The following is a 15,628-nucleotide window of genomic DNA, read 5'->3' as shown; positions in this document are numbered from 1 at the left end:
GCTTGAACCCATTGCGTATCCCCCCGATACTTTTTCAACCGGCAGCCCCCCGCTGCCTTTTCCTCCATGTCGGCCGGCGCGGCGATCAGGCGTCGCGCCGGTCGGTAATCAGCTTTCCTCGCCTTCACCTGCGCCGTGGGCTGCGGCAACGATCTGGGCAAGCTGCACCTCGCAGCCATTGGAAATCAGCGCCTGCGCCAGCGCCTCGCCGTCGTCGGGCACGTCGGACAGGAACCTGAAAGTCACCTGCACCGCCTCGTCATCAGGTGCGCGGCCAATGGTGTAGGTCATCCCGTCGCGCAGTTGCAGCGCCGATTCCCAGCGGGCAAGGCCATCGCCGTCGGCAAAGATCACCTGCACGGCATCGTCGGGCGAACCGGCAGGGGCGATCGAATAGATCGCCTCTCCGGTCTTGTCCGCGCGCCACAGGTTCACCCGGTCTACATCCGAAAGGCAGATCGTGCCGGGCGTGGCAACATCGACGTACCAGATGTTCGGGTTCGTCTCCCCATCCGCGCCAGGAACGCCGCGCGAGGATGCGATGCGCGCCTGCGGGCGGCGTGAGGTGAGGGCGGCAAGCGCGGTGTTGCGCGATCCGGCATTGGTGCGCGAAGCGAGGACAAAGGTGCCCGGGCCGCGCAGGACGCGGGTGCGTCCGCCGTCGAGCACGGTGATCACGTCGCCTTCACGCAAGGTGATGCGCTGGGTGTCGCTGATCTGCGTGCCTACGGAATAGGTACCTGCGGATGGCCCGCTGGCGGCCACAACCGTGCCGGCGTATGCCGCCTGCGGCGCCATGACCAGCCCCGCAGTCGAGGCGGCCAGCGCAAGTACAAGCCTGCTTCCACCGGGCATCGCTTCACTCCTCCACACGTCTGGCAGACGTTGTAACAAAAAGCTGGCCAAGTTGTCAGCCATGTTAAGAATCTTTTCTTTCCGGTGCGCCGGTCCTGCGGGAGATTACTTGGCGCGCCGCAGATCGGCCCGTTCTATTTCGAGCCCATGACATAGGCACCTTCCGTGTTCAGGTTGCGGCTCCGCTCCAGCAAGGCCTGCAGTGCGGTATCGTTCGGATAGCGGGCAGCGAGGGTGGCAATCGCTTCCACCCCGCGCTCGCGGTCCGTGCCCAGAATCCCGACAGCCTCGGCGAGGGCCTGCCGGTCCTCCGCGGGAAAATCGGGTGCGGGCTCGGCAAGTTCCAGCGCGCTTGCCCGGCCAGACAGCACCACGCTGCCCATCGGTCGCCACCAGTCGAGGCCCGAGCGGCGGGCGAATTCGCCGCTGGCCATGATCGTGCTTCGGAACGTCTTGTTACCCGATTCGAGCCGCGCCGCCGTGTTCATCGAATCGCCGAGTGCGGTGTACTGGATGCGGTTCTCGCCGCCGAAATTGCCTACTACGGCCTCGCCCACGTGCAGGCCCACGCGGGTTACACCGATGGGGGGCAGGTCCGGGTCCATCGCGGCCACTTCCTCGCGGAAACGCTCGCCCGCCAGGTAGACGGCATATCCCGCGCGGGCCGCTCGCTCGCCATCGTCCGGGCGGCTGATCGGAGCGCCCCAGAAAGCGACCACGGCATCGCCGATGAACTTGTCGAGAATGCCGCCGTGATCGAGAATGACCTCGGACAGCATTTCCAGGTACCTGTTGAGCAGCTTGGCTACCATCTCGGGCGGGATGGCGTGGCTCATCTTGGTGAAGCCTTCGAGGTCGGAGAACAGCACGAAGATCTCACGCTTCTCGCCGTGCAGGCGCAGCAGTTCGGGATGCTCGATGATCTCGTCGGCGATGCTTTGGGGCAGGTATTTGCCCAGCGCGCCCTCTGCGAACTGACGCTGCACCGCCGTGGCCGCGCGGGCCGTACTGGTGACGGCGGTGAAGGCGACGATCCAGCCTAGCGCCGGGCCGACGGCGGGAAAGCCGTAGGTGTCGACGCCGCGCGCGTGGAGGACGAGCGGCAGGCCGATGAACACCGCCAGTTGCACCAGAAAGACGGGGACGAAGCGCCAGCCCCGCAGTTCCAGCAGCGCGGTGACGGTGGCCGCCAGAACGGTGAAGAGCGCCAGCGACCACAGTGCGAGGCCCGATGGCTGCGACAGGCGCGCCCCGTCGAGCATCTGGGCGATGGTATCGGCGTGCAGTTCCATCCCCGGCGGACGGGGCGAGCGGCTGCCTTCAGCCGTCCAGTCATCCTCACGCGAGGAGAAGGGCGTCAGTGCCCGGTCGTAATCGACGATATCGCCGCCGATGATGACGTAGCGGCCCGTCACGATCGGCGCGAGACCGGCGGCAATATCGGGATTGGCGAACAGGTCTATCGTCAGTTCGGTATAGATAGGGATATCGTGAGCGTCGGGTTCGTCCGGCACCTCGCTTTCGTAGACGCCGGGCAGGCGGAACCGAATTGCGCCCTCGTAGCCATCGAACTGCTCCACCGCCGGATCGCCCGCAGCGCGCAACATCGCGCGGCCCAGCAGGGGCGGCAGGTCGGGGTCGATATCGGGCCAGACCCGCGTAACGCCCTGATCCGAGGGCATACGCACGCTCGCCGGGGCGACGTTCGAACCTTCGAGCTGTTCGATGAACCGGTCGAGGAACTGCTGCTGCTCGTAATTCATGTCGAGCGAGTTCGCCTCGAACGTGGTGTAGGCGAGCAGCGTGGGCGTCTCCATTCCGCGCAGGGTCTCGATCAATTCGGCATCCTCGCTCTGCGGCTGGTCGAACAGGATATCGACGCCGATGGCCTTCGCGCCCATCGCGTCCAGGTTCTCCAGCGCGTCTGCCAGCATCCCGCGGTCGAGCGGCGAACGCTTTTCCAGCGCGATCAGGGTCTGGTCGGTGTAGGTGACCATCAGGATGCGCTCGTCCTGCTCCACCTGCTGCGCCAGGGTATAGGCTCGGTAATCGTAGAGCGCGCGCTCGGCATCGTCCGTGCCGGGCAGGCTCCAGCTGAAGCGGGCCAGCAACACGGCTGCCAGCAAAAGCACCGCCGTCGTCACCAGCCGCCGCGTGCCCGCCTCGCGCACATTGCGCCAGCCAGCCGAATACCAGTGCGGTGAAGCCCGCTCCGCCACGATGAAATCCCCCTTGCGACACCCTTGTCTTTCACTCGCGCGGCAAATTCAAGTCGATCGGGATTCGTCAACGCGGCGCAAAGGAGTCATAAGAGGCGCACAAGAGTCGCGCATTGTTCAATCAAGGGGGGATAGAAGAATGGCTTCCGTTTACGATCGTCACGTGGACCTCAACCAGTTCATGGAAGGGGTGAAGAAGCGCAATCCGGGGCAGACCGAATTCGTCCAGGCCGTGCAGGAAGTGGCACAGGACATCTTCGAATTCATCGAAGACAAGGAAGAATACCACCAGGCGCAGATCCTGCGGCGAATCGCCGAGCCCGACCGGGTGGTGAGCTTTCGCGTGTGCTGGGAGGACGACAACCACAACATCCGCGTGCAGCGCGGCTGGCGCGTCCAGTGCAACAACGCCATCGGCCCATACAAGGGGGGCATCCGCTTCCATCCGAGCGTGACGGAAAGCGTGCTGAAGTTCCTCGCCTTCGAGCAGACCTTCAAGAACTCGCTGACCGGCCTGCCGATGGGCGGCGGCAAGGGCGGGGCGAACTTCAATCCCAAGGGCAAGTCCGATGCCGAGGTGATGCGCTTCTGCCAGAGCTTCATGACCGAACTCTACCGCCACATCGGCCCCGATACCGACGTGCCCGCGGGCGACATCGGCGTGGGCGGGCGCGAGATCGGCTACATGTTCGGCCAATACAAGCGCATCGTGAACCGCTGGGAAGGCGTGCTGACCGGAAAGGGGCTGGAATACGGCGGCTCCGCCATGCGGCCGGAGGCGACCGGCTACGGCGCGGTCTATTTCCTGCGCAACATGCTGAAGCACAAGGGCATGGACGTGGAGGGCCACACCGCCGTCATCTCCGGCTCCGGCAATGTGGCGACCCACGCGGCGGAGAAAATTACGCAGCTTGGTGGAAAGGTGCTGACCCTGTCCGATAGCGGCGGGTTCATCCACGATCCCGACGGCATCGACCAGGAAAAGATCGATTGGGTAAAGCACCTCAAGAACGTGAAGCGTGGGCGCATAAGCGAGTATTGCGACCACTTCACCAATGCCACCTACCACGGTGACGGTGCGCGCCCGTGGAAGGTTTCCGCCGATCTGGCGCTGCCCTGTGCGACTCAGAACGAGCTTGACGAGGAGGATGCCAAGGCGCTTGTCGAGAACGGTGTGAAGGCCGTGTCCGAAGGCGCGAACATGCCCACCACGCTGGAAGGCGTGCACGTGTTCCAGGATGCCAAGGTCATGTACGCGCCGGGCAAGGCCGCCAACGCTGGTGGAGTCGCTGTCTCCGGCCTCGAGATGAGCCAGAACTCGGAGCGTATCAGCTGGAATCACGGTCGTCTGGGCGACATGCTGACCGAGCTGATGGAAGGCATCCACGGCAAGTGCGTGGAATTCGGCGATCAGGGGAATGGCCACATCGACTATGTGAAAGGCGCGAACATCGCGGGCTTCAAGAAAGTGGCCGATGCGATGCTGGCTTTCGGCGTGATGTAAGCCTTAAGGTCTCTCAGCAGGGCGCTGTCACCAGCGCCTTGCCCTGCGGGGCAAAAGTGACGCTGGCGAGATCGGGTGCCAGCGCGCATTCGCCCGGCTTCACCACCTCGCTGCCCGATACCAGCACTTCTCCGGCCAGCGGCAGCACAAGCAGCGGCTCGGCATAGGTGTAGAGCAGGCCATCGTCCGGCACGCCGTCCACCCAGTCGAGGCGGAAGAAAGGTCCGTCCACCAGCGTGGCGCTGCCGCTGTCCGGCAGGCGCTGGTGCAGCGAAGTATCGTAAGGCGAGCCGTCCGCCACCGCCATTCCGGCCTCCAGGTGCAACTCGCGCGGGCGGCCATAATCGTAAAGGCGGTAGGTAATGTCGGTGTTCTGCTGCACTTCGATGATCGAACAGCCAGAGCCGATGGCGTGGACGGTGTTGGCGGGAATGTAGAACACGTCGCCCGCCTGCACCTCGTACCACTGCATCAGGTGCTCGATAGACCCGTCGCGAGCGGCCTCGCGCATGGCCTTGGGGTCCAGATGGCGGTCGAAGCCGATGCCGAGGCTGGCACCGGGTTCGGCGGCGATGACCACCCAGCATTCGTCCTTGCCCGTCTCGCCCAGGCCTGCTTCGCGCGCCTGCGCGGCATCGGGATGGCACTGCACTGACAGCTTGTCGCTCGTGAAAAGGTACTTCACCAGCAGTTGCGACATGGCGGGCGGCGGTTCGAACCAGATTTCGCCCACGCGCGCACCTTCGGGCGCGCGAAACGGTGCAGGCAGGGACTCGCGGCCCCACACTTTCTCGACGATACGCGTTGGCAGCATCATCGGCAGGTCAATTCTCGACTCGAACATGGCACCAGGCATAAACTGAAAATTCTTGATAAATATTAACCACGTCGGACTGCGAACCTCTCTTTGCGCCCTGTTAGACACTTACGGCACAAAGACCAGCCCTGCAAAAAGCCTCTCGCCCAATGTTGCGTTGCAACGTAGGGTTTGACGCCGTGAACGTTGACTCTGCCCTGTTCCTCCCCTTTCTCGCCCTGCTGGCGGCAGGGGCGGCTGCGGGATTTGCGGGCGGTCTGTTCGGCATCGGCGGTGGCTTCGTTGTCGTGCCAGCGCTCATCCTCATCTTGCCCCTGCTGGGCACCGCCCCGGACCAGTTGACGCACGTGGCCGTTGGCACAAGCCTTGCTACCATCATCTTCACCTCGCTGCGCTCCGTGCGCAGCCATGCTCTGCGCGGGGCCGTGGATACCGGAGTGCTCAAAAGCTGGGCGCCGTGGGTGGTGGGCGGCACCGTGCTGGGCGCGTGGATCGCCGACCTTGTCAGTTCCTCCACGCTCGCGCTGATTTTCGGCATCGGTGTGCTCGGCTTCGCCGTCCATTTCCTCAGCCCTCGCGTGCACGACCGGCAGCTGGCCAGCGCCATGCCGGGCGGCGTGACGCGGGCAGGGCTCGCCGGCGGCCTTGGCCTGCTGTCCAGCTTGCTCGGCATCGGTGGCGGCACCATCACCACCATGACGATGACGATTTGCGGCATCAGCATCCACCGCGCCATCGGCACGGCCAGCGGCATGGGCGCGATCATCGCAGTACCGGCCTCGATCGGCTTCATGGTGATCGGCGCGGACGAGATCGGTCTGCCGTGGGGCTCGCTGGGCTATGTCAACCTGCCCGCCGCGCTGGCCGTGATCGTCACCAGCGTGGCTGTAGCGCCTCTGGGCGTGGCGGTGGCGCACAAGCTGTCTCCCGCGCTGCTGCGCCGGGTGTTCGGAATTTATCTCATCTTTGTCGGAGCGACGATGATCTTCAATTCGTGAGCGGAAAAAAGGGGTAACAGCGATGGACATTGCACGCAGGACTTTCCTTGGCGGAGGCGCCGCAGCAGCAGGCATGGCCGCCGCCTTCCCGGCACTGGGGCAGGCAGACCCCATTGTTTCTGTCGCGAGCAATTTCGGCCCCGGCGATGGCATCGCCATGCTGGCCCGCAACGAGAACCCCTATGGCCCCGCGCCCAGCGCGGTGAGAGCGGCATCCGAAGCGGCGACCAAGGGTTGCTACTACGCCGACCGCGGCCTGCGCGTACTGCACGAAATGATTGCGGAGCGCCATTCGCTCAGCCCGTCGCAAGTGGTGATCGGCGCGGGCTCCACCGAGATCCTTTCCGCCATCGCCATCGCCTGGGGCCGCGACGGCGCGATCCTGTGCCCCGGCCTGTTCTGGGATACCACCGTGCAATACGGCGAACATCAGGGTGCGCGGGCGATCCGGGTGCCGCTGGCGGGTGACATGAACGTGGACGTTGCCGCAATGGGTGCAGCCTTCGACGACAGTGTCTCGCTGGTGCAGGTATGCAATCCCAACAACCCCACCGGGATGCTGGTGGAAGCGGGCGCGCTGCGGCAACTCGCCGCCCGCGTCACGCCCGCGGCCACACTGCTGGTGGACGAGGCGTACAACGAACTGGCGGACGATCCGGCAGGCAACAGCGTGGTGGACATGGTGCGCGAGGGGCATGACGTGATCGTGTGCCGCACATTCTCCAAGATCTACGGCATGGCGGGAATGCGCGTGGGCTATGCACTCACCAGTGAGGAAAACGCCGCGCGCATCCGCAGCCACATGATGAGCTTCGGCGGAAATACCTGCGGCCTTGCCGCTGCCATCGCGAGTTACGACGACAAAGGCTTCCTCGATGCCAGCCGCGCGGCCATCCTGGAAGGGCGCGAAATGATCGTGGATGCGGCCATGCGCAGCGGATTGACTGTGCTGCCGAGCCAGACCAACTTCGTCTATATCGAGGTGCCCGATGCAGACGCGGTGGCCAGCGCCATGCGCTCACGCGGCATCATCATCCGCCCGGCTTACGGTGAGTGGCGGCAATATTCGCGAGTGAGCACGGGGAGGCTGGAGGACGTGGCGCGCTACGCCGCAGCCCTGCCCGAAGTGATCGACGGCCTTGGGCCCGCTTAAAAGGAGATGGACTGGATGCGTAAACTGGTAAGCACTGCGGCGCTTGGTACCGCCCTTGTAATGAGCGGCCCGGCCCTAGCGGATACGCTGCTGGAAGTGGAGGCAGAGCACGTCAACGGAAACGTGCCGATGCCTATGTTCGCGGTGGACGCGAGCTGGCCTGAATTGCCCGACAACCTGATCCTGGGCCAGGCACCCGGCCTAGCGGTGGACAAGAACGACAACATCTGGGTGCTTAACCGCCCCAATTCACTCGATTTCAGCGAGACAGGCGCGGACAACGGGCAGAGCATCGCCTGCTGCAATGCCCCGCCGCACGTCCTCCAGTTCGATCAGGAGGGCAACCTGCTGCGCAGCTGGGGCGGCACGGACCTTGCTCCGGGCGAAAGCACGATGGAAGGCGAGGGGCGCGACGCTGTCGAGGTGGGTGACGAGCAGTGGCCGGCCAACGTCCACGGACTCTACGTCGACGATGACCTCAACGTCTGGATCGGCGGCAACGGCGGCGGCGATCACGTGGTGCTGAACTTCACCACCGACGGCGAATTCATTCGCCAGATCGGCACCCGCCAGCAGACCGACGGCAACCTCTCGCAGGAGTATCTCGGCAACCCGGCGGACATTCACTACGACGGGGAAAGCGTGCTGGTGGCCGATGGCTACATCAACAAGCGGATCATCGAATTCGGCGCGGACGACCTCGCGTTCGAACACCTGTGGGGCGCCTACGGCACGCAGCCGGGCGGCGGCACGCGCGACGGCGAATTCGACCAGTCGCAGGCCAGCAGCACCGGCGATGGCGGCGCGAACCCTGAAAGCGACAGCTTTGGCGATATCGTCCACTGCGTGACCCGCGGGCCGGACAGCACGATCTACGTCTGCGACCGTCGCAACAACCGCGTGCAGGTCTTCCGCGAGACCGCTGACGGGGTCGAATTCGTAGAGGATATCGTGATCGCAGAGGAAACCGGCGGCACCCGCACCGCGTCCGACGTGGCGTTCAGCCCGGACGGCAAGTACGTCTACATCGCCGACATGATGAACGGCCGCGTGTGGATCCTGCTGCGCGAAGGGCACGAGATCGTCGGCTGGTTCGGCCGCAACGGGCGCTATCCCGGCCAGTTCATCTGGCTGCACAGCGTGGACGTGGATTCGATGGGCAACGTCTACACCACCGAGGTCAGCACGGGGCGCCGCGTTCAGCGTTTCGTGATGACCGGCATGAGCGAGTGATGAGCGCGGGCGGGCGGCCGTGCAAGGTTGCCCGCCCGGTGTTCAATTTCGAAGGAATATCTCCTCGATCGTCAGGCCGAAGACGTCGGCGATGCGGAAGGCCAGCGGCAGGCTGGGATCGTACTTACCGGTCTCGATGGCGTTCACGCTCTGGCGGCTGACATCCAGCCGCTCGGCAAGGTCGTTCTGGCTCCACTCGCGCTCGGCGCGCAGCACGCGCAGGCGGTTCTTCACCGGCATTCTCCGGCCGTGCCCATCGTGATCTTGTTGTAGATCGCGCCCACGCCGATCCCGAAGAACCACAGGGTCGGCCACCAGAACGCGGCGATGTGCGGCACCGGCAGGTAGGTTTCGAAAAAGCCCCAGACCGCCGCCGCCGTCAGGGTAAGGCCGGTCGCCACCATGACCTGGCGCACGTAGAGCAGGCGCAGGAATTCGTCGCGCTCCTCTATGATCAGTCGGGCAAATATCCAGAAGACCGAGGCGAAGGCCACGCCGGGCAGGGCCGTGAGCAGATAGGCGGGCCAGCCGCTGAGGCCGCCATCCTCGATCAGCACTTCCGCCCCGTAGAGCGAGCCGAGATAGATCACCATCGCGACGACAATACGTAGCAGGTAGCGCCTGACCTCAGGCTTTTTCTTGAGGTCGCCGATCACCGCATTTCCCCGCGTCGAACAAGCGAGCAGCCGCGGTTGGAGAGTGTGGTGACCGCGAGAATCGGGAACACGATCAGAAGCGTTGTCGACACGTCCTCGGCGATCCAGCCGAAGGCCGACATGGCAGCGATCACAAGCATCGCGCTTGCCCAGCAAATTGCCTTGGTAGTGTTTTTCATGTCAAGCTCCTTTGAATTTATGTAAAGGACACTAGACATTGCATCGCTTGAAGTCAAGGTTGCTTTACAAAAGGCATAGGTCGCTTGACCTACGTCGAGCAAAGCCCTCGAAAAGTTGAAAGAAAAAGCCCCGCCTGCACCATGCATGCAGGCGGGGCTCTTGATCGGTGGCAGGCGCCCGCAATGCGCCTGCCACCGGGGGGATTCGGTCAGAACCGCCTGGTCACGCCGACGCGCAACTGGCGCGGTTCGACGATGCGGCTGACAATGCTCTCGATGCCTTCCGCCGGTTCGCCGGGCAGGCGAGTGGCGTAGAAATAGGTGATGTCGTTGTCCTTCGAATCGAAGACGTTGAGCAGTTCGGCGTGCACTTCCCAGCCGCGCAGCACTTCGATTTTCTGCGGGGTCCAGGCGGCGCGCAGGTTCACCAGCGTGGTGGAATCGCTGCGGACCGAATTGTCCTCGATCTGCGCGGCAGGGCCGAGATAACGCACACGGGCGGCGGCATTCCATTCGGGGAAGGCGACAGAAACGCCCAGCTCGCCCGAATTCTCCAGCGCGCCGGGGATGTAGTCCTGCCCCGCAGGCACATCGACATAGCGCGAGGTCGTGCCGGTCCACACCGCGTCGATCGCCAGCCAGTTGTTGGGCTTGTAGAAGGCGGTGAGTTCGTAGCCGTTGCGCTCGCTGCCATCGTTGGGTTCCACGGTTCCGGCATCGCCGACGTAGATCAGTTCGCTGTCGATGCTGCTCCACCAGTAGACGCCGGTGAAGATCAGACCGTCGCGCTCGAAGCGCAGGCCCAGTTCCTCGAAATGACCGTCCACCAGGCCGGGCACCGGATCGACCGGGTTGGTCACGCCGCGCGCGTCATTGGAATGGAAACCCTCGCCGTAGTTGGCATAGAGCGCCAGGCCGTCCGCCACTTCGTAGTTCACACCGATCTTGGGCGCGAAGGTCTCGTCGCCGGCGTCGTTGGTCCAGCTGAGCGCGCCGCGCAGCGCCTCGGCCTCGAAATCGTACCAGTCGCCGCGCAGGCCCGCGATCACCATCAGCCGGTCGACGGGCCGCCAGATCGCCTCGGCATAGAGGCCGAGCGATGCCTCCTGCACGGCAAAGGCGCCGACAGTGAATTCGGTTGCGCCGTCGATCGTCTCGTCCAGCCCGACCTCGCCGATATCGTCGTAGCGACCTTCCGCGCCGAGGCGCAGGCTGAAGCGATCGGAAAGCTGCGCGGTGCGTTCGATGCGACCGCCGAAGGTCCAGCGATCATCGTACTGGCGCAACTGGTCGCCGTTTACCGGATCTTCGAGGAAGTAGGTGAAGTTGGAAAGCAGTTCCCAGTCGTAATGCTGGGCGTAGGCGGTGACGCGCCAGTCGTCGGACAGGTAGTTGGCGGTGAATACGTGCCGCTCGGTCTCGCCGCGCAAGGTCTCGTCGATGGCGCAGAATCGGTCTTCGCAGAATGCCGTATCGGGGGCGCGCTCGGGGATCTGCTCGGTCGGTGCCCAGCTTGCGTCGAACATGCGGTAGGACAGCGAGAGGTCGCCCGCGCCCACCGGCTGGCTGAACTTGACGAAGGCCGAATAGCCTTCGAAATCCTCGGCCAGTTCCCACGGGCCGTTGTTGAACTTGGCCTGCCCCGCCACCAGCAGGTCGCCTTCGCCAACGCGCGCCGACCCACCGGCGACGAAGCGGTAGTAATCGTAACTGCCCACTTCCGCGCTGGCGAAGGGTTGCAGGCGATCGTGCGTCGTGATCTGCGAACTGCCGACGAATGAGAAATCGCCGGCGTCGGCGCGGTAGGGGCCCTTGCGGTAATCTACCCGTGCGACTGTTTCGGGGATCAGGCCGTTCACGTCGAGATAGCCCTGGCCGTGCCCATGGGTGCGGAAATTCACCGGCATGTCGTCGACGTAGACCGAATAGTCCGTGCCGTGATCGAGATTGAACCCGCGCAGGAAGAACTGGTTGGCCTTGCCGCCGCCCGAGTGCTGGGTAGCGATCAGGCCCGGCGTTGCTTCCAGCAGTTCGCCGGGACGCAGCAGCGGGCGGATTTCGATATCTGCGCCTGCCACGCCGCCTTCGCTGGCGGCCCCAGCAACGCCGATGCGCCGTTCCCCGCGACCGTAGACGTAGATGATGTCGCCCGTCCGGGAGTTGCGCACGACATTGGTGTCGTCCGGATTGGCCTGCGCGGCGGCGATGTCGGCGGCGGTGGCCTCGCGCTCTGCGGGCTGCTCGCCTTTCTCATTCGCCAGGGCGGGGGAGGCTGACAGCATGGCGCTGGCGGAAGCGAGCAGGCTTGTACGATAAAGGGTTTTCATCCGGTCCGTTTTCTGGTTGGTCAAAGTCAATCAGACGGCTGGCGCATCCCTTCTCGCCTCACCACGTAAATTACGGTAATCGGCACGTTACATGGACGTTACACCGCTATTCGAAGGCGAAATAGCCCGCCTGCGCGCTGCCGGGGTTTCCGGCGAGAGCGGGCGCGTGCGCGAGCTGTTCGACTACCTCGCCGCGCGTGGTCCCGATGCCGAAAGCGCAACGCAGGACGAACTGGCGCGCAAGGTCTTCGGCCAGGAAAGCAGCGATGCCGACGATGCGACGGTGCGCGTCTATATTCACCGCCTGCGCAAGAAGCTTGAGGATTTCTACGCCGCGAACGGGGCGGGCGAGAACGGCGCGCATATCGTGCTCCCGAGCGGCACCTATGCCTTGCGACTGGAAGGCCTGGAAGCGGGGACGCAACCGCCACCGAAACGCCGTCACGGAGCGCTGCGGCCTCGCGCATTCGCCTACTCCACTGCCGCCCTACTTCTCGCGATCACTGCCGCCGCCGCATTGTATTTCTGGGCGCAGCGGCCCGGGCCGCCCAACGCGATGTGGGATCCGCTGGCCGCATCGGACCGGCCCGTGCTGCTGGTGCTAGGCGATTACTACATGTACGGCGAAATCGATCCGGTGGAGCCCGACCGGGGCCGCCTGATCCGCGATTTTCGTATCGACAGCGAGCAGGATCTGGCCGCATTGCAGGATGCCGAGCCCGATCGCTATGGCTTTGCCGAGGATGTGGGGCTCACCTACCTGCCTTTCTCCACCGCCTACGCGCTGCAGGAGATCATGCCCGCAATCGGCGCGGACGATCGGGAGGTGCGCATCGTCGCCGCATCCGATCTGCGCGCCGACATGCTGCGCGAAAACGACATCGTCTACCTTGGCCTGCTGAGCGGGATGGGCCTGTTGGAAAGGCCCGTATTCGGCGGCTCCATGCTCCGCATCGGCGGCTCATACGACGAGCTGAGCGATACCGCGACCAACCGCACGTTCGTGAGCGAGGAATTCCGGCGGCTGTCCGCGCCCGTCACATACCGCGATTACGGCTTCCTCGCGCGGATCACCGACGAGAACGGCGGGGTGCTGATCGTGATCGCTGGCGCGCGCGAGACGGCGCTGCGCAGCGTGGCGCGGATCGCCGGTGGGCAGAACCTTCCCGCTGATCTGGCTGAGCGCGCGCGGGGCGACCGCGATATGGAAGCGTTGTTCCAGGTGACGGGCCAGCAGGGGGCAGACCTTTCCGAGCAGCTGATCTTCGCGCGCGGGCGCACCCGCTGATACGGCGCATCACTGGCGAATACCGCCCAAAGCCGTTATCTTGTCATTCACCCCGCAAAGCCTACATTGAAGGCCTGAAAGGACGCGATCTTACATGAGCGACAATCAAGAGCCTGAAAACGGCGGCGGGAACAACAATCCCTGGATGAAGAGCCTGATGATCTGGGGGGGGATCTTCCTCGCCCTGCTGCTGGCCGTATCCATGTTCGGCGGCCCGCGCGAAGCGCCGGGCACGGCCATCCTCTATTCCGATTTCAAGGAAAAGGTTGCCGAAGGCTCCGTTGCCGAAGTGACGATCGCGCCAGACCGGATTTCCGGCACGTTGAAGAACGACGAGCGTTTCGTCACCACGCCTGTGCCGGGCGATGTCAACCTGACGCAGCAGCTCGAGGACGCGAACGTCCAGTACACCGGCACTCAGCCAGAGCAGATGAACGTGCTGCTGGTGGTGCTGATCCAGGCACTGCCGTTTCTCCTGATCCTTGGCATCGCCTTCTTCGCCCTGCGACAGGTGCAGAAGGGCGGCGGTTCGGGCGCGATGGGCTTCGGCAAGTCCAAGGCCAAGATGCTCACCGAGAAGCAGGGCCGCGTGACTTTCGAGGACGTAGCCGGCATCGACGAAGCGCGCGAGGAACTGCAGGAGATCGTCGAGTTCCTGAAGGATCCGCAGCGCTTCTCCAAGCTGGGTGGCCAGATTCCCAAGGGCGCGCTGCTGGTCGGCTCGCCCGGTACGGGTAAGACGCTGCTCGCCCGCGCCATCGCGGGTGAGGCGCGCGTGCCGTTCTTCACCATTTCCGGCTCCGACTTCGTCGAGATGTTCGTGGGTGTCGGCGCCAGCCGCGTGCGCGACATGTTCGAACAGGCGAAGAAGAACGCGCCGTGCATCGTCTTCATCGACGAAATCGACGCCGTGGGTCGCCATCGCGGCAACGGCATCGGCAATTCGAACGACGAGCGCGAGCAGACGCTGAACCAGCTGCTGGTGGAGATGGACGGCTTCGAGGCCAACGAAGGCATTATCATCATCGCCGCCACCAACCGTCCCGACGTGCTCGACCCCGCGCTGCTGCGTCCGGGCCGGTTTGACCGTCAGGTGGTGGTCCCCGTGCCCGACATCGACGGGCGCGAGAAGATCCTTGCCGTGCACATGAAGAAGGTGCCGCTGGCGCCCGATGTGAACCCGCGCACCATCGCGCGCGGCACGCCCGGCTTCTCCGGTGCGGACCTCGCCAACCTCGTTAACGAAGCCGCCCTGCTGGCCGCGCGCCGCAACAAGCGCCTCGTCGCCATGCAGGAGTTCGAGGACGCCAAGGACAAGGTCATGATGGGCTCCGAGCGCAAGTCCATGGTGATGACCGACGACGAGAAGAAGATGACCGCCTATCACGAGGCTGGCCACGCCATCGTCGCCGTGCACGAAGAAGCGTCGGACCCGATCCACAAGGCCACGATCATCCCGCGCGGCCGCGCGCTGGGCATGGTGATGCGCCTTCCGGAGCGGGACAACTATTCCTACCACCGCGACAAGATGCACGCGAACCTGTCGGTTTCGATGGGCGGGCGCGTGGCCGAGGAAATCATCTTCGGACACGACAAGGTTTCCAGCGGCGCATCCTCGGATATCCAGTACGCCACCGACCTTGCACGCAACATGGTGACGAAGTGGGGCATGAGCGAGAAGCTGGGCCCGCTGCAGTACGAGCAGAGCCAGGAAGGCTATCTCGGCATGGGCCAGACCACTCGCACCTTTGCAGGGGCAGAGACGAACAAGCTGATCGACCAGGAGATCAAGGACCTGGTGGAAGGCGCGCACAAGCGCGCGACCGAACTGCTGACCAAGCACGAGGATCAGCTTCACCTGCTGGCCCAGGCCATGCTGGAATACGAAACGCTGACCGGTGAGGAGATCAAGGTCCTGCTGGAGAACGGCAAGATCGACCGTCCCGACGCGCCCACCGGCCCGATCCCGGTCGCGCCGTCGCAGGGTTCGTCCATTCCCAAGGCGGGCAAGCGGTTCGGCGGCGGAGAGGCTCCGCAAGGGGCTTAAGGCCAGTCGCGGGAGCCGGTTGCGGCTTTCGTGCGTTGGTAGGGCTCAACGAGGGAGTCCTGCCATGCACCGCCTGCTTGTCGTTTCAGTCTTTGCTGCCCCCGCCCTGCTACTTGCCGGAGCCTGCTCCGAAAGCACCGAGAGCAATGCAGAAGCCATGGCCGAGCGGGCCGCAGCCGATGCCGAGGCCAATGCCGAGGTGATCGGCAATGAACTGCGCGAAGGTGCGATCGTTGCGGCCGACGAACTGAGCGAAGGCGCTGCGGAACTGAGCGATGATCTGGCCGAGGCCGACGCCCGCGATGCGGACCCAGGCGACGGTGAGCTCGACGGCACCGACTAGCGGCGGCTG

14 protein-coding genes are annotated in these 15,628 nt (G+C 64.6%); 7 read left to right on the top strand and 7 right to left on the bottom strand.

Translation table 11 applies throughout. The features are described from left to right. Positions 1-108: 108 nt before the first annotated feature. Together D4Q51_RS08060 and D4Q51_RS08055 are read right to left on the bottom strand one after the other, a co-directional pair. Positions 109-918, bottom strand: a complete 810-nt coding sequence (locus D4Q51_RS08060) for a hypothetical protein (protein WP_162925226.1) — start codon at positions 916-918, stop codon at positions 109-111. Between the two features lie 71 nt (positions 919-989). Further along, positions 990-3,074, bottom strand: a complete 2,085-nt coding sequence (locus D4Q51_RS08055; protein WP_120077233.1) for an adenylate/guanylate cyclase domain-containing protein — start codon at positions 3,072-3,074, stop codon at positions 990-992. 139 nt (positions 3,075-3,213) lie between these two features. Here D4Q51_RS08055 and gdhA point away from each other — a divergent pair, with 139 nt between their 5' ends. Further along, entirely contained in the window at positions 3,214-4,578 is a 1,365-nt protein-coding gene (gene gdhA / locus D4Q51_RS08050) for an NADP-specific glutamate dehydrogenase (protein ID WP_120077232.1), read from the top strand. Between the two features lie 13 nt (positions 4,579-4,591). Here the strand turns inward: gdhA and D4Q51_RS08045 are convergent, their stop codons facing one another. Then, positions 4,592-5,422: a class I mannose-6-phosphate isomerase gene (locus D4Q51_RS08045; RefSeq protein ID WP_240624629.1), complete on the bottom strand. Its 831-nt coding sequence runs from the start codon at positions 5,420-5,422 to the stop codon at positions 4,592-4,594. Positions 5,423-5,544: 122 nt separating this feature from the next. Here D4Q51_RS08045 and D4Q51_RS08040 point away from each other — a divergent pair, with 122 nt between their 5' ends. The 3 genes from D4Q51_RS08040 to D4Q51_RS08030 are packed head-to-tail and all read left to right on the top strand — an operon-like array spanning position 5,545 to position 8,779. After that, positions 5,545-6,393: a sulfite exporter TauE/SafE family protein gene (locus D4Q51_RS08040; protein ID WP_120077231.1), complete on the top strand. Its 849-nt coding sequence runs from the start codon at positions 5,545-5,547 to the stop codon at positions 6,391-6,393. A 22-nt stretch (positions 6,394-6,415) separates the two neighbouring features. Next, a complete protein-coding gene (locus D4Q51_RS08035; RefSeq protein WP_240624627.1) occupies positions 6,416-7,546 on the top strand; it encodes a pyridoxal phosphate-dependent aminotransferase in 1,131 nt (376 codons plus the stop codon). Positions 7,547-7,561: 15 nt separating this feature from the next. After that, the gene (locus tag D4Q51_RS08030) at positions 7,562-8,779 is read left to right on the top strand and encodes an NHL repeat-containing protein (RefSeq protein ID WP_120077230.1); all 1,218 of its coding nucleotides are present in this window, start codon (positions 7,562-7,564) and stop codon (positions 8,777-8,779) included. Between the two features lie 42 nt (positions 8,780-8,821). Here the strand turns inward: D4Q51_RS08030 and D4Q51_RS08025 are convergent, their stop codons facing one another. The 4 genes from D4Q51_RS08025 to D4Q51_RS08015 all read right to left on the bottom strand — a co-directional run bounded on the left by D4Q51_RS08025 (position 8,822) and on the right by D4Q51_RS08015 (position 11,941). Further along, a complete protein-coding gene (locus tag D4Q51_RS08025; protein ID WP_120077474.1) occupies positions 8,822-9,013 on the bottom strand; it encodes a helix-turn-helix transcriptional regulator in 192 nt (63 codons plus the stop codon). Beyond that, positions 9,010-9,435, bottom strand: a complete 426-nt coding sequence (locus tag D4Q51_RS08020; RefSeq protein WP_120077229.1) for a hypothetical protein — start codon at positions 9,433-9,435, stop codon at positions 9,010-9,012. Before D4Q51_RS08020 ends, D4Q51_RS08025 begins: the two co-directional genes overlap by 4 nt. Then, entirely contained in the window at positions 9,432-9,614 is a 183-nt protein-coding gene (locus tag D4Q51_RS15675) for a hypothetical protein (RefSeq protein WP_162925225.1), read from the bottom strand. The genes D4Q51_RS08020 and D4Q51_RS15675 overlap by 4 nt, the downstream gene beginning before the upstream one ends. Positions 9,615-9,823: 209 nt before the next feature. Then, the gene (locus D4Q51_RS08015; protein WP_120077228.1) at positions 9,824-11,941 is read right to left on the bottom strand and encodes a TonB-dependent receptor; all 2,118 of its coding nucleotides are present in this window, start codon (positions 11,939-11,941) and stop codon (positions 9,824-9,826) included. Positions 11,942-12,032: 91 nt separating this feature from the next. Here D4Q51_RS08015 and D4Q51_RS08010 point away from each other — a divergent pair, with 91 nt between their 5' ends. From D4Q51_RS08010 to D4Q51_RS08000, 3 genes are all read left to right on the top strand, one after another. Further along, entirely contained in the window at positions 12,033-13,229 is a 1,197-nt protein-coding gene (locus D4Q51_RS08010; protein WP_120077227.1) for a winged helix-turn-helix domain-containing protein, read from the top strand. A 94-nt stretch (positions 13,230-13,323) separates the two neighbouring features. Then, positions 13,324-15,276 (top strand): ATP-dependent zinc metalloprotease FtsH, encoded by a 1,953-nt coding sequence (gene ftsH / locus D4Q51_RS08005; protein ID WP_120077226.1) that lies wholly within the window; start codon positions 13,324-13,326, stop codon positions 15,274-15,276. Positions 15,277-15,340: 64 nt separating this feature from the next. Then, on the top strand, positions 15,341-15,619 hold the full coding sequence (locus tag D4Q51_RS08000) for a hypothetical protein (protein ID WP_120077225.1): 279 nt from the start codon (positions 15,341-15,343) through the stop codon (positions 15,617-15,619). The last annotated feature ends 9 nt before the right edge of the window (positions 15,620-15,628 follow it).

It is taken from the genome of Aurantiacibacter odishensis (assembly GCF_003605195.1).
Classification (GTDB): domain Bacteria; phylum Pseudomonadota; class Alphaproteobacteria; order Sphingomonadales; family Sphingomonadaceae; genus Alteraurantiacibacter; species Alteraurantiacibacter odishensis.
The sequence above is the reverse complement of the archived record's forward strand: the minus strand, read 5'-3'. Positions and strand labels throughout refer to the sequence as shown.